The following is a 21,347-nucleotide window of genomic DNA, read 5'->3' on the forward strand; positions in this document are numbered from 1 at the left end:
CTACTTGCCGCTCTTCGCGATCTGGTCGTCGATCTGCTGGTCGACTTCCTTCAGCCCCGCCACCAGATCGGGCACCTTGCCCGCCTGCCATGACGTGGCGAAGTCGCCGATGGCCTTGATGTGCGCGTCGCCGATCGGCGTCACCGGGTTGCCCTGGAGCTTGCCCGACAGGGCCAGGTCGATGAACGTCTTGAAGTTCTCGTCCACCTCGAGCCGCGGATCGGCCAGCGCCGCCTTCGTGCTCGGGATGTTCTTGATCCCGTTGGCCAGGTCCACGATCGTCCCGGTGTCGAACGACAGGTGCTTGATCAGCTCCCACGCCGCGCCGGGGTTCTTCGCGCCCTTCGGGATGCCCATGATCGTGCCGGTGGTGAAGCCGATGCCGTACAGGTCCGGCTTGATCGTCGGGAACGGCGCGGTGCCGAACCGGACGTCCGGCGCTTGGTCCTCCAGGAACGCCGTGCGGTACTCGCCGTCCATCATCATGGCGATCTTCTTCTGGTGGAACGCGTGGTCGGTCGAGTACTCCTGGCCGAGCCCGGCGCGGAACCGCTCCAGGTTCTCGTAGCCGTAGAAGTCGACGAGTTCCTTCTGGAACTCCAGCATCGCCGCCCACTCCGGTGACGCGAGCCCCGACTTGCCGTCCGGCGTCTCCCACTTCGCGCCGAAGTTCGGCGCCCAGATCGGCGGGCGGTTCGCGTAGAACAGCATGGTCGGCAGGAAACCGGCGACCTCGATCGTGCCGTCCGCGGCCTTCTTCGTGGTGCGCTTGGCGAAGTCGAGCAGTTCGGCCGTCGTCTTCGGCGGCGCCGTGATGCCCGCCTCGGCGAGCATGTCCTTGTTGTAGTACAGCCCGTACACGTCGCTGAGCAGCGGCATCGCGCACCGGTTGCCCTTGTACTCGGTGTAGGAGCGCACCGCGTCCGGGATCTGGCCGAGGTCCACGCCGTCACGGTCGATGTAGGGCTTGAGCTGCTGGAACGAGCCGCTGGAGCAGAACTGGCCGATGTTGTCGGTGGTGAACGACATGGCCACGTCCGGCGGGTTGCCGCTGCGGATGCCCGCGGTGATCTTGTCGTCGTCCTGGCTGCCCTCGTGCCGGATCTCGGCGTTGGGGAACTTCTTCTTGAAGCTCTCCAGGGCTTTGGTCACCTCGGCCTGCTCGCGGCCCGAGTAGTTGCTCCAGACGGTCAGGGTGATCTTGTCGTCCTGACCGGGAGCCGCCGCCGGCCCTGACTGCCCGGTGTTCCCCGAGCCTGCCGCGCAGGCGGTGAGGGACATCGCCGCCGCCATGCTCAGCAACGCTGCGCGGTGGAGCTTGCGCATGTGCTCTCCTTCATCTCAAGGTGCGGACGAAGACGCGGCCCCCTGCTGGGGACCGCGGAAGGGTTCGGTCGTGGCGGCGGGCAGACCGAACACCTCTTCCCTGACGACGGACAGCGCGGAGTGCAGTGCGCCGGAACGCACCGGTTTCCCGGTCACCAGGGCAAGTCGGACGGGGGTGCGCGGCACCACCAGGTGGCGCAGTTCGGCGGCGACGAGGTCGGCGAGCGTCGTGCCGCCCGCCTGCGCGATGTCGCCGGAGAGCAGCACCAGCCCGGGGTCGAGCACGCTGATCACGTTCGCGGCGCACGTGGCGACGCGGCGGGCGAGGTCCACCAGGAACTCGCGGCCCGCCGGTCCTTCGCTCAACGCCTTCGCCACGGCGTCCTGACCCGTGCGCGCGGACACGCCGTGCATGCGGGCCAGGCGGGCGATGGCGGGACTGGCCATCAGGTCGCCGTAACGGCTGCCGGTGCGCTGCGTGCCCGTGTCGGCGTGCGCGTGGTCGGGGACCTGCATGGCGTCGATCTCGCCCGCGCCGCCTGTCGCGCCCCTGATCAGGACGCCGTTGACGACGACGGCCGCACCGACCGCGTCGGCGGGCCAGAGCAGGACGAAGTCCTTCACCCCTTGGGCCCGGCCCGCGATCATTTCTTCGAGGGCGACCAGGTTGACGTCGTTCTCGACCGTGACGGAGGTGGTGAGGAGGGCTTCCAGCTCCTCGGGGATGTTCTTGTTCTCCCAACCCGGCATGTGGGGCGCGTAGTTCAGCAGGCCGGTCGCCGGATCCACCGCACCCGGACTGCCCACGACCACGTGGTTCAGGACGTCGGTGGTGAGACCGGCCTGGGTGGTGGCCTTCGTGACGGCGCTGTGGAACGCCTCCAGCACGCCGGTCTTCGGCATGGGGGCGCGGTGTTCGGTGAGCGTCGCGCCGGAGATGTCGGCGATGGCGATGTCGATGCTGTCGGGCGTGAGGTCGACCGCGGCGACGTGCGCCAACGCGCCGTTGACGGTCCAGAGCTGCGCCCTCGGGCCCCTGCCTCCGCCGCGCAGACCAGTGCGCAGGACGGTGCCGTCCTCTTCCAGGCGGGTGAGGAGTTGGGCGGTCGCCGGCTTCGAGAGGCCGATGATCCCTTCCAGTTCCGCCCTGGTCAGGGGACCGTTGCGGAGCAGCGCCTCGATGGCGGCGCGGTCGTTGATCTCGCGCAGCAGCCTCGGGCTCCCGGCTCGCATCGTCTCTCCTGTCGGTCAACTTGTCTGTTAACTTTCCAGACTATTTCTCGGTGAGACCGTAGTGACGGGGCTCACCGGGCGTCAATGGCCCGAGACGGGTCCGTTATCTGGGTTAGGCACGCCTAAGGCACCCTTGAGGTATGACCGACACGCGTCAGGAGTCGCTGGCCGCACTGCTGGGCGGGCGGGGTGGTGCGTTGGACGCTTCGCTCCCGCCGTTGGCCTTCGTGCTGGGGTGGCTGCTCGGTGGGCGTTCGATCGAGGTCGGTGCTCTTGCCGCCGTCGCGTGCGGTGTCGTCGTAGGTGGGGTCCGTGTCGCGCGAGGCGGTCGTCCCCGTGCCCTGCTCCTGTCCGTCGCGCTGGTCGTCGTGGCCGCGTACGTCGCTGTCCAGACGGGCCGCGCCGAGGACTTCTTCCTGGTCCAGATCTTCCTGAACGCCGCGTCGGCCCTGGTCTGGTCGGCGTCCATCGTCGTCCGCTGGCCGCTGTTGGGTGTGGTGGTCGGCCTCATCACCGGCCAACGCTTCCGCTGGCGCCGTGACCCCGACCTGCTGCGCGCCTACCGGTTCGCCTCGTGGCCGTGGGTGGCCCAGTACGTCCTGCGCGTCCTCGTCTTCGGCGCCCTGTGGCTGGCGGGCGAGGTGGTCCTTCTCGGCATCATGCGCGCCGCCCTGACGTGGCCACTCCAGGTCGCGTGCATCGCCGTCAGCTGGTGGGTCCTCCGCCGAACCCTCCCCGCCGACCACCCCGGCCTACGCCACCCCCGCACCCCCTGACCTCCGCGCGAGTCGAACCCCCAGACCCCACGTGTCGAACCTCCAGACCCCGTGAGTCCTACGTTCAGACCCCGTGAGTCGTACGTTCAGAACGCGTGAGTCCTACGTTCGCGTACCCCGAATTCAACGCTCAGGACGGGCCGGGCCAGCGTTCGTTCGCGCCCACTTTGTTCTGAGCGTTGAATTCGGGGGTCCTGAACGTAGGACACGCCTGTCCTGAACGTAGGACTCACGCGACGCGAACGTAGGACTCACGGGGCCTGGAGGTTCGACACGCGGGGCCTGGACGTTCGACTCGCGCGAGGGGTCAGGCAGGGCGGGGGGCGGTTTCGCCCAGGACCTTGACGGCGGCGAGCCAAGCGGCCCCCGCGGCGCCTTCGGTGGCCACGTGCACCGGAGCCGGGGTGCGAGCCGCCAGTTCACGCTTGAGACGTGCGCCCAACGGGTGCGCGTGGATCAGGCTGCCGACCAGCACGATCGGCGTCCGGTCGTGTTCGGGCCGTGCGGCCTCGGCCAAGTCGGCCAAAGCGGTCACGGCCGCGGTGATGATCCGGTCCGCGGACGGCGCCGTGGAGTGGGCCGTGACCAGGGGCGCGTACGTCGCCAGGCGGATCGGCGGGGTGTTGTTGACCGCGGTGATCAGCCGACGCCACTGGTCACGCCGGGGCATGTCGGGAATGGCCGCCTGGCCCAGCACCGCGGTGGACAAGGCGTCCGACTCGTCCTGCTCCAACGCGACCAGAGTCGCCCGGACGGCCTCACGTCCCAGCCAGAACGCCGACCCCTCGTCACCCAGCAGCCACCCGTAACCCCCGACGGTGGACACCAGCTCGTGGTGCTCGATCCGCGCCGCGATCGACCCCGTCCCCGCGACCAGCACCGTGCCGTCCGGTGACGCCGTGCCGGTCGCGAACGCCGCCTCGCAGTCCGTGATCACCCGCATCGGGCACCGCAACCCGGCACCGGCCCACGCCGCCTCGAACAGCGCCGCCACCGCCGGATCGGTCAGCTTGCTCGAACCGGCCATGCCCAGCACGCCCGCCTCGACCTTCGCCGGGTCCAGCCCGTCCAACGCCGCCGTCAACGCCTGACGGATGTGCGAGGCGGCCTGCTCCGGCGGGTGGGAGTTGGGGTTCGCGCCACCGGCGACACCGGCGCCCAAACGGGTGCCGTCGAAGTCGAGCACCAACGCCCGGGTGCTCGTGCCGCCCGCGTCCAGACCGACCACCAAGCCCATTCGCCAGAGTATGCCCAGCGCCGACCAGGTCCGGCACACCCAACCGGGTAGTGCCGGACCTGGCTCTCCGTGATCGACGGCGAGCGCCCGTGATCAAAGGGATCAGCGCGGCGCGAGAACCTGCGCACGGTCACCGGACGCGTTGTGGTGGTGCAGCAAAAGCAGGCTGTCGGCCTTGTCCGCCGCCAACGACTCCGCGTCACGCACCACCTCCAACGCCGCCTCCGACTCGGCCACGAACGTCACCCCACCGGCCAGACCGAGACCCGGCCGAAGCGGGTCGAACGACATCGGCGCCCCGATCCGGTCCACGAACCCGTCCGTGTTCCCCGGCGCCGAGTACTGACCCCTCATCCCCGCCGTGTACGTGAAGCGCGCGCTCGCCGCCGCCGGATCGATGCCCAACGCCGTCAACGTCACCGGCAGCACCACCACGTCGCTGTCCATCACGTTCGTGTCCACGTCGCCGTACTGCCCGTTCAACGGCTGCTCGTCCACCACCTCGCCGTCCGCCACCCGCACGGTCCGCGCCAGCCACACGTCCGCCGTCACATGGCCCAGCGCGTCGGTCGGCTTCACCGCGCGCACGACGTAGTCGTTCACCCCGTCCCCGCCGGTGTCGATGCCGATCTCCGGACTGTTGGTATCACCCAACGTCACCCAGTCGTGCCAGGTCGCGACACCGAACGCGACCATCCCGTCGGACGCCGCCGCGCCCACGTACCGCAGGTCGCCGCCCTTCGCCGACCCGTTCACCGCGCAGTCGACCTGAACCCCCTGCGCGCAGGCCGGCAACTCCGGGCTGATGCCCTGCAACTCGAACGCGCTCACCAGCGACCGGTACGCCTGATCGCCCTCACCCTGGGCCACCACCCGACCGCGCACCACCACCGCGCCGTCACCGCGGTCCACCGCCTCCACGTCCCCGACCGGCTTGGGCGCCGCGTACACCGGCACCCGCAACGTGAGGTCGTCCGACTGCACGAGCAGCCGCCCGGACGCCTCCGCCAGGAACTGCCTCGCCGCGTCCGCCTGCTGCTTCACCACCGTCGGGTCGGCCACCTTGCGCAGCTCGTCGGGCACGACCCGGAGCGTCACCCGCGCCGTCCTCGACCCGCCCGGCGGCAGCACCACCGTCGGCGGCCACACCTCGAACGTCGCGCCGGGCACGGTCGTCGCGTCCTGGTGCGCCAGCGTCACCGAACGCACCCGGGACGACTTGTTCACCAACTCGACCGTCTTCTCAACCGACATCGGCGTGGCGGCCTCTACCGGCCCGAAACTCACGCCGACCGTCCCCGGATCGTCCTGCACCATGGCCAGCAGGTCGACGTTCACGGCGTCGAACGCGTCCACCCGCCCGGCGCCGACCCGCATCGGAGCCTCGGGCTTGCCGGCGGTGTGGTCGTCTCCGTCGGTCACCTGGCCGTCCGCCGTGTTCATGATCGCCGCCTTGACCTCCTCCACCGTCCACTCCGGACGCACCTCGCGGACCAGCGCCGCGATGCCCGCCACGTGCGGCGCGGCCATCGACGTGCCACCCATGCTGACCGCCTCGGCACCCCCTCCGACCTTGGCGGACAGGATCGTGTCACCGGGCGCGGCGACGTCCGGCTTCGCGGCGGCAACACCACGCGCACCACGTGAGGACGACGGCGTCATCGTGTCCGCCAGGTTCGGCGTGGTCGTCGGCGCGGCGTTGCGCAGCGAGCCGAGCATCCTCAACTGGAGCGTGCCGTCCGCCAACGCCGGGCGCACGGCCGCGGTCGCGGCGGCGGTGAACTGGAACGCCGGGATGCCCGCGTTACCCGCGATACCCGCCTTGAAGTTGTTGCTCGTCGCGGTCAGCAGCACGCCTTCCGCGCCCGCCGCCTCGGCGTTGTCGGTCCGCGCGCCCGAGCCGCACTCGCGGGTCGCGTCGTCTTCGTCCCACTCCAGCCACACGAACTTGCCGTTCAGGTCTTCGGTGATGGGCGCGCAGCCGTCGACGTTCGCCGGTTCGGACACCGGGACCACGGGCAGCGTCCGGTCCAGGGAGGCGTAGCCGGTGTAGTACTTGCTGTACTGCCCGGAGTGCCGCGCGCCGGCCACCTCGACGCCGTCCAGCATCGCGAACGCGTCCCGCGTGTTCGCCACGGCAAGCGCCTCGGGTGTGTTCGCGGGGGAGCCGCCGACGTCGTAGAAGTCGCCGCCGTTGCCCGCCGCCGCGACGACCAGCACGCCGTGCTCCACGACCTTGCGCACGAACAGGCTGTCCGGGTCGTCCTGGCCGCCGAAGTCGCTGCCCAGGGACAGGTTCACCACGTCGAGGCGGTCGGCGAAGTCGCCGTCGCCGTTCGGGTCGAGGGACCAGTCGAGGGCCGGGCCGACGAGGTTGGTGGACCCGGTGCAGCCGAACACCTTCAACGCGTACAGCGACGCTTTCGGCGCGGTGCCGGGGCCGATCCTCATGCCCGCCACCGCCTCGGGCGTCAACGACTTGTGGTCACCGGTGAACGCCGTGCCGTCCGCGTTCACGCCGTATCCGGCGGCCGAGCCCGCGACGTGCGTGCCGTGGCCTTGGCAGTCGAGGGGGTTCGTGTCGGGTGCGGGGACGGCTCGTTCGGGCACGTCGCCGTCGTAGGCGTCGCCCGCGAAGTCGTGGCCGCCGACGACCTTCGCGGTCGGGGTCCACGGCGCGGTGCGGTCGACGGCGTCGTAGGCGGCGGTGGTGCCGGGGCCGCCGAAGTCGGCGTGCGTGTAGTCGATGCCGGTGTCGATGACGCCGATGCGCACCCCGTCGCCGTACCGGCCGGTGTCCCGCCACACCTGAGCCGCGCGGGTCAACTCCACCGAACCCGAGTTCAGGACGTGCTTCGGCACGGTCCGCCGCAGGGTCTTGACCTCGGGCAACGCGGTCAGTTCACGCAGCTTCGCGGCGTCCGAGGTAACCACCATTCCGGGTACCGCGTTACGCGTCCCGGCTACCTGACGAGCCCTGGAATCCTTGTCTCGCAACGCTTTCAGGACCCGGCCGGCTTGATCCTCGGTATGCTGCCGGGCGGCCCTGGCGGCAGCCACCGGATCCCCCGCGCCACGCGCTTTCTCGTCGCCGTACGCCTTGGCGGCCGGGGTTCCGGTCAACTCGACGAACACGGTGACCGGCCCGCTGGCGCCGGCAAGCTCACCGGTCTGCGCGGATGCACCGGGCTGGGCGAGCACTGGCCGGCCGAACACACCGGGTCGACCGAACACGCCGGCTTGACCCAGCACACCGGCTTGGGCGAGCACACCGGCTTCGGCGGGCGCCTCAGCTTGGGCGGGCACACCGGCTTGAGCAGGCTTGTCAGCTTGGGCGGGCACACTGGTTTGGGCGGACGCGTCGGCTTGAGCCCGCACCCCGGTTTGGGTGGACGCGTCGGCTTGAGCGGGCACACCGGTTTGGGAGGGCGCGCCGGTCATGCTTTGCAGGGGTCCCCGCCGGGGGGTCCCCTGTTCTTGATCCTGCCGGCCGGCACCGACGTTTTCGCGTCCTCCGCCCCGACCTGTGGACAACTCCGCGCCGTCGATCCGCCCGAAGCCCGCGTGCCCGGAGCGGTTCGGTGGCAAGGGCTCGGCGAAAGGGTGGGCCGGGTCGGCGGCTGCCTGGACAGCCGCCGGCGGTGTCCCGACCGCTACCGTGACGAGCAGCGCGGCGATCGTGGCGGCGGACGTCCACGCCGCACGGTGGAGTTTCATCGCGACCTTTCGTAGCCGGGATTCATCGGACCACTATCCGGACAACCTCTAGACGGACCTACCCAAGACGGCTATACATCCGATCTGTCGACCGGTTTGTAAAGGAGGGCCTGCCGTGCAGTTGATGCGTCTGGGACCGTCGGGAGCCGAGCGTCCCGCCGTCCGTGCCGACGACGGCCTCACGTACGACCTGACGCCCCTGACCGACGACCTGACCGGCGCGTTCCTCGCCGACGACGGCATCGCCCGCACCCAGGCCGCGCTCGCCGCGAAAGAACTCCACCCGATCGTGGTCGACGGATTGCGGATCGGACCCCCGGTGACGGGCGTCGGCAAGATCGTCTGCATCGGCCTCAACTACCGCGACCACGCCGAGGAGACCGGCGCGACGGCCCCGTCCGAACCGGTGATGTTCCTCAAGACCCCGGACACGATCATCGGCCCGGACGACGAGGTGCTGGTGCCGCGCCACTCGGTGAAGACCGACTGGGAGGTCGAGCTCGCCGTCGTGATCGGCCGCACCGCCCGGTACCTGGAGTCCACCGACGAGGCCCTGACCTGCGTCGCCGGGTACACGCTGTCCCACGACGTCAGCGAACGCGAGTTCCAGCTGGAGCGCGGCGGACAGTGGGACAAGGGCAAGAACTGCGAGACGTTCAACCCGCTCGGCCCCTTCCTCCTGCCCGCCGACGAAGTGGCCGACCCCCAGGCGCTCGGCATGCGGCTGTGGGTCAACGGCGTGCCGCGCCAGGACTCGTCCACCAAGAACATGATCTTTCCGGTGGCCGAGCTGGTCCGCTACCTGAGCTGGTTCCTCGTCCTCCGACCGGGCGACGTCATCAACACCGGCACACCCGCCGGCGTCGCCCTCGGCCAACCCGAGCCGAAGCCGTACCTGCGCGCGGGCGACGTGGTGGAGTTGGAGATCGACGGGCTGGGCCGGCAGCGGCAGACGTTCGGGCAGGCCTGATGACGGCCGGCGCGACGAGACCCTGACCGACCACCGGTACCGGACGTCCGGTGTGGACAGATGTGGAGGAGCGGTGAGCGAGTTCGCAGGACTGGTCGCGGTGGTGACCGGCGGCGCGTCGGGCATCGGCCTGGCCACCGCCCGGCTGTTGGCCGAACGGGGCGCGACCGCGGTGGCGCTGGACCTCGACCCCGACGTCGACCCGCCGGTGCACGGCATCAGGGCGGACGTCACGGACGACGCGTCGGTGCGTGCCGCGATCGCCGAGGTGGTCGAGCGGTTCGGCCGGCTCGACGTGGTGGTCAACAACGCGGGCGTCGGCGCGCAGGGTGACGTGACCGCGAACCCGGACGACGAGTGGCACCGCGTGCTGGACGTGAACGTGGTCGGCATGGCGCGCGTCGCCCGTGCCGCGCTGCCGCACCTGAAGAAGTCGCCGTCGGCGGCGATCGTGAACACCGGCTCCATCGCCGCCTGGGCCGGTCTGCCGCAGCGCGCGTTGTACTCGGCGAGCAAGGGCGCGGTGCACGCGTTGACGCTCGCCATGGCCGCCGACTACGTGCGCGAGGGCATCCGCGTGAATGCCGTGGCGCCCGGCACCGCCGACACCCCGTGGGTGGGCCGGCTGCTCGACTCCGCACCGGACCCGGCCGCCGAACGGGCCGCGCTGGAGGCCAGGCAGCCGCACGGACGGCTGGTCTCGGCGGACGAGGTCGCGGGCGCCATCGCCTACCTCGCCGGTCCGCTCTCCGGTTCCACCGCCGGCACCGTCCTGGCCGTGGACGGCGGCATGCACGGGCTGCGGCTGCGTGCACCTGGAAACAAGTAGGACGTGACGGTCATGATTCCTTTGCCGCGACTGGGGTTCGGTGGCGGACCGATCGGCAACCTGTACACGGAAGTGTCCGATTCGGACGCTTTCGGCGCGCTGGAAACCGCGTGGGGCAACGGGGTCCGGTACTTCGACACCGCACCTCACTACGGGCTCGGCCTGTCCGAACGGCGGATCGGCGAGTTCCTGGCGGACAAGCCGCGCTCGTCGTTCGTGGTGTCGACGAAGGTCGGCCGGGTGTTGGAGCCGTGCACCGGCGGCGGTGAGGACCGTGCGAACGGGTTCGCCGTGCCCGCGACGCACCGCAGGCGGTGGGATTTCAGCGCCGACGGCGTGCGGCGGTCGCTGGAGTCCTCTTTGGACCGGCTGGGCCTGGACCGGGTCGACGTGGTGTACCTGCACGACCCGGACGAGCACGGTGACCAGGCCATCGCGGAAGCCGTGCCCGCATTGGCGGCGCTGCGGTCCGAGGGCGCCGTCCGGGCGATCGGCGTCGGAATGAACCAGTGGGAGCTGCCCGCCCGATTCGTCCGCGAGACCGACGTGGACGTGGTGCTGCTCGCCGGCCGGTACACCGTGCTGGAGCAGACGGGGGCCGAGCTGCTGACGTTGTGCGCGTCGCGCGGGGTGTCCGTGGTGGCGGCGGGAGTGTTCAACTCCGGGCTGCTCGCGCGGCCCGAAGTGGGGGACACCTACGACTACCGGGCCGCACCCGTGTCGCTGGTGGAGAAGGCGCGGCGGATCGCCGAGGTGTGCTCGCGGCACGGCGTGACGCTGCCGCAGGCGGCAATCGCGTTCCCGTTCCGGCACCCGGCGGTGGTGTCCGTGCTGCTGGGCGTGCGGACGGCGGACGAGATGCGGGCGAACGCGTCGGCCGCGTCCGCACCGGTGCCTGACGCGTTGTGGGACGACTTGGCCTCGGCAGGACTGCTGTGATCGGGGATGTCACGGGTCGGCCCCGCCACACGCGCCCACAGCACGTACTGACGCCCTGACCGGGCTCAGGCCCGGGGCTAGCGGCGCCGAGGCAGGCGACTTGGCGTTCTCTGGAGGTCAGGGTGGCCAGCCGGTGCCTGCTGGGCTGTGATCGTCCGTTTGCTCGTGTCCTCGGGCACTCCATGGAGTTCATCGATCTGGTCGTGTTCGTGTCGTCTGTCGGGCGGCTGCTGAGACGTTGCAGGGCCACCGGCTCAGCGCCTCCCAACGGGGCACGAGCTCCGCGTCGCTCTGCTGGAGGGCTCCCCGGCCAGACTCACGAGCAAGCAACACCTGCCGGCAGGCCTGGCGCATCCCGCGTGGAGGAGCGGCCGGATAACGACCGCCCACCAGTGTGATGCCCCGCTCCCCTCGTCGGGAGAGGAGCGGGCCGTGTCACAGCCGGGTGCCGTTGACCGCCAGTGCCACGTCGATGTTGTCGCGTGTGGCGTTGGAGTACGGGCAGACCTGGTGGGCGGACTCGACCAGTTCGACCGCCTGCTCGCCGGTGATCGACGGCAGCGAGATCCGCAGCTCGACGCCGAGCTTGAAGCGGCCGCCGTCGATCGGGATCAGTGAGACCGACGAGTCGATCTCCGCGTCGTCCGCCTTGAGGTTCGCGCGCTGCCCGAGCAGGGCGAGCGTCGCACCGAAACAGGCGGCGTACCCGATCGCGAAGAGCTGCTCGGGGTCGGCTCCCTCACCGTCCCCGCCCAGCTCTTTGGGCATCCGCAGGTCCAGGTCCAGCCGTCCGTCGGACGTGCGCCCTCGGCCGTTCCTTCCCCCGGTGACGTGCGCCTCCGCCGTGTACAGCGCCTCGGTCATCCTGAACTCCCTTCGTTAGCTACCAGGACAAGAACTTGGCACTTCAAAAACAGAAAGTCAACGGGTTAAGATCAGGAACCTGACGAGACCCCGGAGGAAAGATGGCGAAGCTGGCGGTCGGCTACCTGCTGCCGACGCGTGACCAGACCGTGCTGGGAGAGCACGAACCAGGACGGCTCGTGGCCCAGGCACGGCGGGCGGAGGAGCTGGGCCTGGACTCGGTCTGGGCCGGCGACAGCCCCGTGACCAGGCCGCGCGCGGATCCACTGCTGCTGTTGGCCGCCGTCGCCCAGGCCACCGAACGCGTCATGCTCGGCACGGCGGTGCTGCTGCCGGCACTGCGCCATCCGATCCTGTTGGCGCACCAACTGGCCACCCTCGACCGGCTGTCGGGGGGACGGGTGATCGCGGGCATGGGCGGCGGGTTCCCGAACCCGAACACCCGGGCCCAGTTCGCCGCGGTCGGCATCGGATACGGCCGCCGCGTCAGCCGCATGGAGGAGTCGATCGACGTCATGCGGCGGCTCTGGTCGGGGGAGGCGGTCTCCTACCAGGGCGAGCACTTCGCGTTCACGGACGTGCGGCTCGCGCCCCCGCCGGCCCGGCCGGGAGGGCCGCCGATCTGGCTGGCGGGCAGCGGTGGTCCGGCGCTACGGCGTGTGGCCCGCCTCGCCGACGGCTGGCTCCCCTATCCACCCGAGGCGACGACGTACGCGGTGGAACGGGAGGCCATCGAACAGGCCTCGACCCGTTCGGTCACCCCCGCGCTGTACGCGACGCTCTGTCTGGACGAGGACCCGGAGCAGGCGCACCGCCGGCTGCGGACGAGCATCGAGCGCTACTACGGCATGCCGCTCGAGTTCATCGCGTCGATCCAGACCGTGTTCGCCGGTACCGCCCGCCAGGCCGCCGACTGGTTGACCGGCTACACCGCGGCCGGCGCTCGCCACCTGGTGATCCGCCTGGCCACCGACGACCACGACAAGGGCCTGGAGGAGTTCGCAGACCAAGTTCTGCCCCTGCTGCACGAGGAGGATCACCGATGACCACCACGTTCGTACTCGTCCACGGCGCCTGGCACGGCCCATGGGCCTGGGACCGGATCGTCCCGCTGCTGCACGCCGCCGGGGCACGCACGCTCACCCCGGACCTCAGCACCCCAGAAGACCGCGGGCTCCATGACCACGCCGAGGAGGTCGTCGCCGCCATCGACAAGGCTCAGGACGACGACCAGCTCGTGCTGGTCGGACACAGTTACGCGGGCCTGGTCGTCCGGGAGGCGGCCGACGCGCGGCCCGATGCCGTCGGCCACATCGTCCTCGTGGACGGCTGGGCGGGGGCCGACGGTGCCGGCATGTTCAGCCTGGCCCCCGACACCTTCGAACAGACCATGCGTGCGGCGGCCGACACGCACGGGGACGGCCGGCAGATCCCGGCCCCACCCCCGGCGGCGTTCGGCATCGTCGACCCCGACGACACGGCCTGGCTGGCCCCGCGTCTGCTCCCGCAGCCGCTGCGCACCTTCACCGAAGCCACTCGCTTGAGCGGGGCTGTCGACCGGATTCCCGGCACGGCCATCTACTGCGCGCCGCTGACCTACCCGTTCGACCGGTTCGGCAAGGCCGTCGGGTACGCCACACTCGCGCTGAACGGCCCGCACGACGTGATGCTCACCGATCCCGAGCCACTCGCCAGGCTGCTCCTGGAGTTCAGGAACGGGAAGCGCGAAGTCTAGAGTGATGAAGTGGAACAGCGAACGTACAACCAGTACTGCGCGACCGCACGCACCCTCGACCTCGTCGGCGAGCGCTGGACGCTGCTGCTGATCCGCGAACTGCTGACCGGGCCCAAGCGGTTCGGTGACCTCCAGGCCAGCCTGCGCGGCCTCGGCACCGGACTGCTGGCCGCCCGCCTGAAGCACCTGGAACGCGAGGGACTCGCACACAAGATCACGCTCCCGCCGCCCGCCCGCACCCCCGCCTACGCCCTCACCGAGGCCGGCGAGGAACTCGGACCGCCGATCCTGGAACTGGCTCGATGGGGCCTGAAGTGGGCGATGGGCGAACGACGCGAGACCGAGACGTTCCATCCCGGCTGGGCCGTGCTCGGCCTACGGGCCTGCTTCGACGCCGAGGCCGCCGCCGGACTCCGCGCGGTCTACGAGTTCCGCATCGACGACGAGGTCTTCCACGCCCGCATCGCCGACGGCACGATCGAGGCACTGCACGGACCCGCCCAACACCCGGACGCGACCATCACCATCAGCGAGGCAGCCTTCCTCGACGTGACCAGCCACGGTCTGACCTTCGCCGACGCGATCGAGACCGGCGCCGCGTCGGCGTCCGGCGACAGCGCGGCACTGCGCAGGCTGAAGGGCCTCTTCCGACTGCCGCCCTCGCGATCCCGCAACGCGGACCAACCCCCGTCCTGATCACGCCCAATCCCACTAGCCCCTTTCGGCGCACCCGTTGCCGTGCGGTCCGTAAGCGCCCCAAGACGTCTGGCGACAGCAACGCCGGAGTGTCGCGATTACGACGCCAATGGGCATCGCCCGGCCGAGATCGGAATCGGCCTGAGCTGCGAAAACAGCTTAAGTCACTGGCATTGGGCTTAGGCCAGGTCGGACAGCCACTGCTCGACGCCGGCCACGTGCACCGTGGACCACGAGCGGGCCAGTTCGGGTTGGTGCGCGGCCAGTGCGTCGACGATGGCGCGGTGCTCGGCGACGGTCCGGTCCACCGCGCCGCCCTGCGTGATGCCCCGCCAGATGCGCACCCGCACGGTCGGGCCGGCCAGGGTGTCCAGCAGCTGGGCCAGGTAGGCGTTGCCCGAGCCCTGCGCGATGGCGCGGTGGAACTCCAGGTCGTGGTCGACCAGTTCCTCCACCGACTCGGCGGACTCGGCGGCGTCGCACAGGGCGCGCAACGCGGCGATCTCCTCGGGGTTCACGCGCTGCGCCGCCAGCGCCGCGGCGGCCGGTTCGAGGATGCGCCGGACTTGGAGGACCTCCAGCACCGAGTCCTCGCCGCGGTGCAGGTCGAGCACGAACGACAACGCGCCGAGCAGGTCGTCGGCCCGCAGGCTCGACACGTACGTGCCGTCACCCTGCCGCACGTCCAACACCCTGACCAGCGACAACGCCTTGACCGCCTCGCGCAGCGAGTTCCGTGACAGGCCGAGCCGCTCGGCGAGATCCGCCTCGCGCGGCAGCCGGTCGCCCGGCTTCAGCTCACCCGAGACGATCATCTCCTTGACGCGCAGGATGGCGTCGTCGGTAACTGCCACGGCGGTCCTCGACTCGTCAGCTAGACCTCGGATGTCTGCCGCCCAGTATGGGCCACGCCGGATCGCCGCGCGGCCGGATCGCCGCGCGGCGAGAAGTTCACCATGCTCTACTCTATTCGGTTATCTTATAACCACACGTGACGGCTTCCGCCACTTCCGGTCATAATGGTCTGGACCATTTGAGGAGGGACCTTGGACACGGTTGTCGCAGCTCCGCGAGCACTGCTCGGTCGGACCATCACCGGTCCCGTCAGCCTGAGGTTCAGGGCAGGCCGGATCGTGGACGTCGTCGCGGGCTCACCGCCCGACGGCGCCGAGGTGCTGACCGGCGGCCTGCTCACCCCGGGCCTGGTGGACGTGCAGGTGAACGGGGCGGTCGGGGTCGACTTCGCCGAGGTGGACGCGGAAGGCATGGCGGCGGTGGCGAGGGCGCTCCCGCGGACGGGGGTGACCCGTTTCCTGCCGACCCTGATCACCGCGCCGGTGCCGGTCGCGGTGCGCCAGGCGCACGCCGTGCTGGCCGCGTCGGCCACCCTGCCCCGCCACCCCGGCGCCAAACCGCTCGGCGTGCACCTGGAAGGGCCGTTCCTGTCGCCGAAACGGGCGGGCGTGCACGACCCGGCGCTGATGGTGGCGCCCGGACCGGCCGAGATAGACCTGCTCCTCAACGACGAGGTGCTCCGCCGCGCGTTGCGCATGGTGACGTTGGCGCCCGAGCAGCCGGGCGGTCTGGACGCGGTCCGCAGGCTGGCGGCGGCCGGTGTGCTGGTGGCGGTCGGGCACAGCGACGCGACAGGCGAGCAGACCCGTGCCGCTGCCGAGGCGGGCGCGCGCATGGTGACGCACCTGTTCAACGCCCAACGCCCACTCGGCCACCGCGAACCCGGCGTGCCGGGCGTCGCGCTGGTGGACGACCGGTTCACGTTGGGCCTGATCGCGGACCTGGCACACGTCGGCCCGGACGTCTGCCGGCTCGTGTTCAACGCCGCCGGCCACCGGGTCGCGCTGGTCACGGACGCCGTCGCCGCCGCCGGCATGCCGCCCGGCCGCTACCAGCTCGGCGGCGCGGACGTCCTGCTGACCGAGGACGGCGTGCCACGTTCACCGGAGGGCACGATCGCGGGCAGCGCGCTGACGCTCGACCGGGCCGTGCGCAACATCGTGTCGGTGGGCGTGGACGTGGCGGACGCGCTGGCGTCGGCGACGATCGTGCCGGCCGATGTGATCGGCGAGCCGACGCTGGGCCGCCTGGAACCGGGCGCGGTGGCGGACCTGGTCTGGTGGGACGACGACCTCCGGCCCCGCAAGGTGTGGGTCGACGGCGAGGTCGTGTTCGACAGCACGGGGCTGGACAGCTCGGCGCTCGGCAGCCCGGCACTGGGCAGCACCGCGCTGTACGACAACCCGTCCGTCCGTATGGCGGCTGCCGGTCAGTAGCCCGGACACGGCAGTAGCCGTACGCGCGAGCCACCCGTCCTAGCCAGGACACGTGAGAGGCCCGAGGGATCAGCCTCGGGCCTCTCACGTTGAGATCTGCGGTTGGTCGCCGGCCTCGTTGTTTTAACCGACGTTTCAGTCCTACAAAAACGGCGTTTCTATTCAAGATCTCGCAATGATCACCCGATAGTGGCGGCCGGTAGGGCAGAAAGCGGCAGGTCAGAGCCAGTCTAAGCGGTTACGGGTGATCGCGCCGGCGGAGGCAGATCCGGCACCCGTCCGGCACCCGCAATCCGCGACGGCCGCCGGGTCCGCCCGGTTCCCGTCGCGGATGGCCGGTTCTGAGCGTTGAATTCAGGCGTTCTGAACGTAGGACTCACGGGACGCGAACGTAGGACTCGCGGGACGTGAGGGGTGACGCGCGGTCAGCGGGGTTAGCGGGTGCGGGTGATCTTGTTCAGGCCACGGGGGTTGTCGGGGTCGCCGCCGCGGGCCAGGGCGAGGCCGTGGGCGAGGCGTTGGATCGGGAGGATCTCCAGGATCGGCGCCACCTCCTCGGCGGTCTCCGCCACCGGGATGCGCAGCGCCGCCGACACCTTGTCCGAAGCCGACCCCACCGCCAGCACGTCAGCCCCCCGACCGTGCACCGCGTCCAGCACATCGTGCAGAGCGTCCCCGCCCTTGCCCGAACTGGTCACGGCCAGCACCGCCGTCTCCGCGTCCACCGCCGCCACCGGCCCGTGCAGCAGATCCGCCCCGCTGTAAGCCCGCGCCGCCAGGTACGACGTCTCCGCCAGCTTCAACGCCGCCTCCAACGCCGTGGGCAGCGAATACCCGCGCCCCGTCGTCAGCACCCGGTCCACGAACCGGTACCGCTGCACCGCCTCCGCCACCGCGTCCGCCGACGAGTCCAACGTCGACCGCGCCAGATCACCCAGCGACGCCGCCGCCGACCCGTTCCCGCCCCGGATCGCGTCCACCAGCAGGTACAACGCCAGCAACGTCGCCGAGTACGTCTTGGTCGCCGCCACCGCCTGCTCCACCCCGGCGCCGACGTCCACCGACAACTCCGCCGCCGCGTTCAACGGCGACGAAGCCGTGTTCGTCACCGCCACCGTCAACGCCCCACGAGCCCGCGCCGACTCGGTGACCTCCAGCAGATCCGGCGACCCGCCCGACTGCGACACCGACACCACGAGCACGTCCCGCAGGTCCGGCTGGGCCCCGTACAGCGTGGTCGTGGACGGCGACACCAGCCCGGCCGGCAACTCCAGCAACACCTCGGTCAGGTATTTCGCGTACAGCGCCGCGTGGTCGCTGGACCCACGGGCCGCCAGCAGCACGAACCGCGGCTTGCGCGCCGCGATCGCCGAAGCGACCGACGCGATCCCGTCCCGCCGCGCGAGCAGACCGTCGAAGATCCCGGGCTGCTGGTCGATCTCGGCCGCCATGTGCCTGCCGGGCTGGTGGTCGGTCATCGGAATCTCCTGATCAGGTGCTGGCGGCGATGCGCTCGGCCGCGGCGCGCAGGCTCACCCGCGAACCGCCGTGGGTGTCGACGCGGGCGACAGCGCCCAGGTCCGGTCCCGGCACGCCCGTCTCGACGTGCACTAGGTCTAGACCAATAGTAACCAGCGAGGTCACCAACGAGGTAGCCCAAGCATGGCGGTGTGCCTCACGTGTCACCACCACGACGGGCCGGCCGGCGGCCAACGAGGCGATCTCCGCGGCCGACATCTCCGAAGCCGACGTCGACGACACCACCGAAGTGCCCGGCATCAGCTCCACCAGGTACGGCCCGAGCCCCCACGGCACGTCGCCGACCGCGATGGACGGCTCCACCGCCAGATCCACCACCACCGGCGGCCCGGACAGCCGAAGCGACCCCCGCACCTCCACCGCCCGACGGGCCGCGAGCAGCCCCAACGCCGGATCGTGCCCGTCCACCGCCATCGGAGGCGCACCCAAGGCCGCCGTCCGCCGCGCCGCCTCCTCCAGCCGCGCCAACGGCAGCGCGCCGGACTCCACCGCCGCCACGATGCTGTCGACCAGCCACTGCATCCCGTCGTCGTCCAACGGCTCGCCACCCAGGCACAACGCGTCCACCCCGGCCGCCAACGCCCGCACGGAACCCTCCGCGAGGTCGCCGCCGACGGCCTTCATGTCCAACCCGTCCGTGATCACCGCGCCGGTGAACCCCAACTCCTCGCGCAGCACGCGAACGGCCAGCGGGTTCAACGTCGCGGGCTCCGAACCCCACTCCGGCACCACGAGGTGCCCGGTCATGATCGACCGCACCCCCGCCCGCACCGCCTCCCGGAACGGCACGAACTCCACCGCCGTCAACTCCGCGACCGACCGCGGCAACACCGGCAACGCCGCATGAGAGTCCACAGTGGACGCGCCGTGTCCCGGGAAGTGCTTGGCGCAAGCGGCAACCCCGACGGCCTGCATCCCCTCCACGAACGCCGCCACGTGCGCGCCCGCAGCCACCGGATCCGACCCGAACGACCGCACCCCGATCACCGGGTCGTCCAACGTCAACACCAGGTCCGCCGACGGCGCCAGGTTCAGGCTCACCCCGCACGCCGCCAGCCGCGACCCGATCGACGCCGCCACCGACCGGGTCAGCCCCAGGTCACCGGCCGCGCCGAGCGCGTGGTTCCCCGGCACCTCCGACCCGTGCCCGGCGTCGAGCCGGGTGACGTCGCCACCCTCCTCGTCGACCCCGATCACGACGTCCGCCCGCGCGCCGCGCAACTGCGCGTTCAACGCCGTGACCTGGACGTCGTCGACGACGTTGCGCCCGAACAGCACCACGCCGGCGAGCCCGTCCGCCACCCGCTTCAACAGCCAGTCCGGCGCCGCGGTCCCGTGGAACCCCGGCAGCAGGACACCCGACGCGAGCCGGTGCAACGACATGCGGTCCTACCCCTTCACCGCACCGGCGGTGACACCGGTGACCATCTTGCGCTGCACGATCAGGAAGAACACCAGCACCGGCAGGGTGAACAACGCCGACGCGGCCATCGCGCCACCCCAGTCGGTGCCGAAGTTGGTCTGGAACCCCGACAGCCACACCGGCAGGGTCTCCTTTTTCTGGTCGTTGATCAGCGACAGCGCGAACAGGAACTCGTTCCACGCGGTCACGAACGCGAACACCGACGTGGCCACCAGACCGGGCCCGAGCAGCGGCAACGTCACCCGCCGGAACGCGCCCCACCGGCCGCAGCCGTCCACCATCGCCGCCTCTTCCAGTTCCAGCGGGATGCCGTTGACGAACCCGCGCAGCGTCCACGCGCAGAACGGCAGCGTCACCGCGAAGTAGATCAGCGCCAACGCCGGCAGCCGGTCCAGCAGGTCCAGGTCCCGCATCATCAGGAACATCGGGATCAGCAGCGCCTCGAACGGCGCCATCTGCGCGACCAGCATCAGCATCACGAAGCCCTTGCGACCCCGGAACCGCATCCGGGACATCGCCAACGCCGCCAGCAGACCCACCACGACCGCCGCCAGCACCGCGCCCAGCGACACCATCAGGCTGTTGCCCAGCGAGTTCAGGAACCCCGGCTTGGACCACGCGGTGGCGAAGTTCGAGCCCGTCACCGAGAACGGCACCAGGTCGTAGTCGCCGGTCAGCAGGTCCTTGCGCGGCTTCAACGCGGTCGCGACCATCCAGTAGGTCGGGAACGCGAAGAGCAGCGCCACGACCACCGCGACCACGTTCGTGGTGATTTTCTTCGCGGTCACAGCGCACCCTCCTGCGATCGGACCAGCCTGCGCAGGTACTGGAACGTGAGCAGCGCCAACAGCGCCACCATCACCACGGACACCGCGGCGGCCACCCCGAAGTGGCTCTTCGAGATGCCCTCCAGGTACTGGTAGACGGGCAGCGTGGTGCTGCCGCCGTCCGGGCCGCCCTTCTTCATCGCCCAGATCTGCGCGAACACCTTGAAGTCCCACAGCATCGACAGGAACGTCACCATCAGCAGCAGCGGCCGCAACTCCGGCCACGTCACCGAGCGGAACGTCTGCCACGCCGACGCGCCGTCGATTCCCGCCGCCTCGTACTGGTCCTTCGGGATGCCGATCGCGCCCGCGTACAGGGAGAACGCCAGGAACGGGATCGCCTGCCACACGATCAGCAGCCCGATCACGGCCAGCGTGGACGTGCCGGTGGAGAACCACGAGAACCCGGCGAACGAGTCGAACCCGAGCTTCACCAACGTCTTGTTCAGGATTCCGTACTGCTGGTCGAAGATCCACTGGTAGACCGTGGTGGCCGCGAGGAGCGGCATCGCCCACGCCAGCAGCATCGCCACTTGCAGCAGGATCCGGACGAACGGGCTGATCTGCCGCATCAGCAGCGCGATCAGCAGGCCCGCGACCACGGAAGCGGCCACCACGATCGCGGTGAACACCACCGTGCGGATCGCGATCGCCCAGAACTCCGGGTCGCCCAGGATCTTCGTGTAGTTGTCGAGACCCGTCCACACGACCTCGCCGCGGGTCAGCTCACGCAGGTTCAGCTTGCGGAAGCTGGTGATCACGACGGAGAGGACGGGCCAACCGATGAGCCAGAGGATGGCCACCACGGCGGGGGCCAGCAGCAAGTAGGGCAGCGCCTGGTCGAAGGCGCCGCCCCGACGACGCGGCGCGCCGTCCGGTGCGGCACGCCGCGGTGCCGACGAATTCGTCGGCACCGCGGCGTCGGTCGTGTGCACGGCCGTCATC

Annotated in this window: 18 protein-coding genes; 8 read left to right on the forward strand and 10 right to left on the reverse strand. The window is 70.7% G+C overall.

Features of this window, described 5'->3' with window-relative positions:
• A complete protein-coding gene (locus F4560_RS34705; protein WP_184927328.1) occupies window positions 1-1,326 on the reverse strand; it encodes an ABC transporter substrate-binding protein in 1,326 nt (441 codons plus the stop codon).
• 15 nt (window positions 1,327-1,341) lie between these two features.
• Complete coding sequence (locus F4560_RS34710) at window positions 1,342-2,559, reverse strand: ROK family transcriptional regulator (RefSeq protein WP_184927329.1); 1,218 nt, start codon at window positions 2,557-2,559, stop codon at window positions 1,342-1,344.
• 140 nt (window positions 2,560-2,699) lie between these two features.
• Between F4560_RS34710 and F4560_RS34715 the strand changes: the two genes are divergently transcribed.
• Window positions 2,700-3,335 (forward strand): DUF3159 domain-containing protein, encoded by a 636-nt coding sequence (locus F4560_RS34715; protein WP_184927330.1) that lies wholly within the window; start codon window positions 2,700-2,702, stop codon window positions 3,333-3,335.
• 307 nt (window positions 3,336-3,642) lie between these two features.
• Here F4560_RS34715 and F4560_RS34720 read toward each other — a convergent pair whose 3' ends face one another.
• Window positions 3,643-4,572 carry an N-acetylglucosamine kinase gene (locus tag F4560_RS34720; protein ID WP_184927331.1) on the reverse strand — a complete coding sequence of 310 codons (930 nt, stop codon included), beginning with the start codon at window positions 4,570-4,572 and terminating at the stop codon, window positions 3,643-3,645.
• 102 nt (window positions 4,573-4,674) lie between these two features.
• The gene (locus F4560_RS34725) at window positions 4,675-8,013 is read right to left on the reverse strand and encodes a S8 family serine peptidase (protein WP_184927332.1); all 3,339 of its coding nucleotides are present in this window, start codon (window positions 8,011-8,013) and stop codon (window positions 4,675-4,677) included.
• A gap of 391 nt (window positions 8,014-8,404) precedes the next feature.
• On the opposite strand from F4560_RS34725, the gene F4560_RS34730 reads away from it, so the two are divergent.
• From F4560_RS34730 to F4560_RS34740, 3 genes are all read left to right on the forward strand, one after another.
• Window positions 8,405-9,259: a fumarylacetoacetate hydrolase family protein gene (locus tag F4560_RS34730; RefSeq protein WP_184927333.1), complete on the forward strand. Its 855-nt coding sequence runs from the start codon at window positions 8,405-8,407 to the stop codon at window positions 9,257-9,259.
• A gap of 73 nt (window positions 9,260-9,332) precedes the next feature.
• Window positions 9,333-10,088 (forward strand): SDR family NAD(P)-dependent oxidoreductase, encoded by a 756-nt coding sequence (locus F4560_RS34735; RefSeq protein ID WP_184927334.1) that lies wholly within the window; start codon window positions 9,333-9,335, stop codon window positions 10,086-10,088.
• A 12-nt stretch (window positions 10,089-10,100) separates the two neighbouring features.
• Window positions 10,101-11,027 (forward strand): aldo/keto reductase, encoded by a 927-nt coding sequence (locus F4560_RS34740; RefSeq protein ID WP_184927335.1) that lies wholly within the window; start codon window positions 10,101-10,103, stop codon window positions 11,025-11,027.
• Between the two features lie 435 nt (window positions 11,028-11,462).
• On the opposite strand, the gene F4560_RS34745 is transcribed toward F4560_RS34740, so the two are convergent.
• Window positions 11,463-11,891 (reverse strand): organic hydroperoxide resistance protein, encoded by a 429-nt coding sequence (locus F4560_RS34745; protein ID WP_184927336.1) that lies wholly within the window; start codon window positions 11,889-11,891, stop codon window positions 11,463-11,465.
• Window positions 11,892-11,992: 101 nt separating this feature from the next.
• Here F4560_RS34745 and F4560_RS34750 point away from each other — a divergent pair, with 101 nt between their 5' ends.
• The 3 genes from F4560_RS34750 to F4560_RS46335 are packed head-to-tail and all read left to right on the forward strand — an operon-like array spanning window position 11,993 to window position 14,322.
• Entirely contained in the window at window positions 11,993-12,937 is a 945-nt protein-coding gene (locus F4560_RS34750; RefSeq protein WP_184927337.1) for an LLM class flavin-dependent oxidoreductase, read from the forward strand.
• Window positions 12,934-13,626 (forward strand): alpha/beta fold hydrolase, encoded by a 693-nt coding sequence (locus tag F4560_RS34755; protein WP_184927338.1) that lies wholly within the window; start codon window positions 12,934-12,936, stop codon window positions 13,624-13,626. Before F4560_RS34750 ends, F4560_RS34755 begins: the two co-directional genes overlap by 4 nt.
• 9 nt (window positions 13,627-13,635) lie before the next feature.
• On the forward strand, window positions 13,636-14,322 hold the full coding sequence (locus F4560_RS46335; protein WP_184927339.1) for a winged helix-turn-helix transcriptional regulator: 687 nt from the start codon (window positions 13,636-13,638) through the stop codon (window positions 14,320-14,322).
• Window positions 14,323-14,501: 179 nt separating this feature from the next.
• Here the strand turns inward: F4560_RS46335 and F4560_RS34765 are convergent, their stop codons facing one another.
• A complete protein-coding gene (locus F4560_RS34765) occupies window positions 14,502-15,176 on the reverse strand; it encodes a FadR/GntR family transcriptional regulator (RefSeq protein WP_184927340.1) in 675 nt (224 codons plus the stop codon).
• Between the two features lie 192 nt (window positions 15,177-15,368).
• Between F4560_RS34765 and nagA the strand changes: the two genes are divergently transcribed.
• Window positions 15,369-16,613, forward strand: coding sequence for an N-acetylglucosamine-6-phosphate deacetylase (gene nagA / locus F4560_RS34770; RefSeq protein ID WP_184927341.1), 1,245 nt, complete (start codon window positions 15,369-15,371; stop codon window positions 16,611-16,613).
• 434 nt (window positions 16,614-17,047) lie between these two features.
• Here the strand turns inward: nagA and F4560_RS34775 are convergent, their stop codons facing one another.
• The 4 genes from F4560_RS34775 to F4560_RS34790 are packed head-to-tail and all read right to left on the reverse strand — an operon-like array spanning window position 17,048 to window position 21,346.
• Complete coding sequence (locus F4560_RS34775) at window positions 17,048-18,091, reverse strand: SIS domain-containing protein (protein ID WP_184927342.1); 1,044 nt, start codon at window positions 18,089-18,091, stop codon at window positions 17,048-17,050.
• Window positions 18,092-18,104: 13 nt separating this feature from the next.
• On the reverse strand, window positions 18,105-19,535 hold the full coding sequence (locus F4560_RS34780) for a glycoside hydrolase family 3 protein (protein WP_184927343.1): 1,431 nt from the start codon (window positions 19,533-19,535) through the stop codon (window positions 18,105-18,107).
• 6 nt (window positions 19,536-19,541) lie between these two features.
• The gene (locus F4560_RS34785; protein ID WP_184927344.1) at window positions 19,542-20,363 is read right to left on the reverse strand and encodes a carbohydrate ABC transporter permease; all 822 of its coding nucleotides are present in this window, start codon (window positions 20,361-20,363) and stop codon (window positions 19,542-19,544) included.
• Entirely contained in the window at window positions 20,360-21,346 is a 987-nt protein-coding gene (locus tag F4560_RS34790; protein ID WP_184927345.1) for a carbohydrate ABC transporter permease, read from the reverse strand. The genes F4560_RS34785 and F4560_RS34790 overlap by 4 nt, the downstream gene beginning before the upstream one ends.
• Between the last annotated feature and the right edge of the window lies 1 nt (window position 21,347).

The sequence above is a fragment of the Saccharothrix ecbatanensis genome (assembly GCF_014205015.1).
In the GTDB taxonomy this organism is placed as follows: Bacteria; Actinomycetota; Actinomycetes; order Mycobacteriales; family Pseudonocardiaceae; genus Actinosynnema; species Actinosynnema ecbatanense.

What these genes read in the sequence shown, in the direction of transcription:
- F4560_RS34745 (WP_184927336.1), bottom strand. Translation starts at nt 11,891, where the DNA reads ATGACCGAGGCGCTGTACACGGCGGAGGCGCACGTCACCGGGGGAAGG.
- F4560_RS34790 (WP_184927345.1), bottom strand. Translation starts at nt 21,346, where the DNA reads ATGACGGCCGTGCACACGACCGACGCCGCGGTGCCGACGAATTCGTCG.
- F4560_RS34715 (WP_184927330.1), top strand. Translation starts at nt 2,700, where the DNA reads ATGACCGACACGCGTCAGGAGTCGCTGGCCGCACTGCTGGGCGGGCGG.
- F4560_RS34705 (WP_184927328.1), bottom strand. Translation starts at nt 1,326, where the DNA reads ATGCGCAAGCTCCACCGCGCAGCGTTGCTGAGCATGGCGGCGGCGATG.
- F4560_RS34725 (WP_184927332.1), bottom strand. Translation starts at nt 8,013, where the DNA reads ATGACCGGCGCGCCCTCCCAAACCGGTGTGCCCGCTCAAGCCGACGCG.
- F4560_RS34775 (WP_184927342.1), bottom strand. Translation starts at nt 18,091, where the DNA reads ATGACCGACCACCAGCCCGGCAGGCACATGGCGGCCGAGATCGACCAG.
- F4560_RS34780 (WP_184927343.1), bottom strand. Translation starts at nt 19,535, where the DNA reads ATGTCGTTGCACCGGCTCGCGTCGGGTGTCCTGCTGCCGGGGTTCCAC.
- F4560_RS34755 (WP_184927338.1), top strand. Translation starts at nt 12,934, where the DNA reads ATGACCACCACGTTCGTACTCGTCCACGGCGCCTGGCACGGCCCATGG.
- F4560_RS34740 (WP_184927335.1), top strand. Translation starts at nt 10,101, where the DNA reads ATGATTCCTTTGCCGCGACTGGGGTTCGGTGGCGGACCGATCGGCAAC.
- F4560_RS34720 (WP_184927331.1), bottom strand. Translation starts at nt 4,572, where the DNA reads ATGGGCTTGGTGGTCGGTCTGGACGCGGGCGGCACGAGCACCCGGGCG.
- F4560_RS34750 (WP_184927337.1), top strand. Translation starts at nt 11,993, where the DNA reads ATGGCGAAGCTGGCGGTCGGCTACCTGCTGCCGACGCGTGACCAGACC.
- F4560_RS34710 (WP_184927329.1), bottom strand. Translation starts at nt 2,559, where the DNA reads ATGCGAGCCGGGAGCCCGAGGCTGCTGCGCGAGATCAACGACCGCGCC.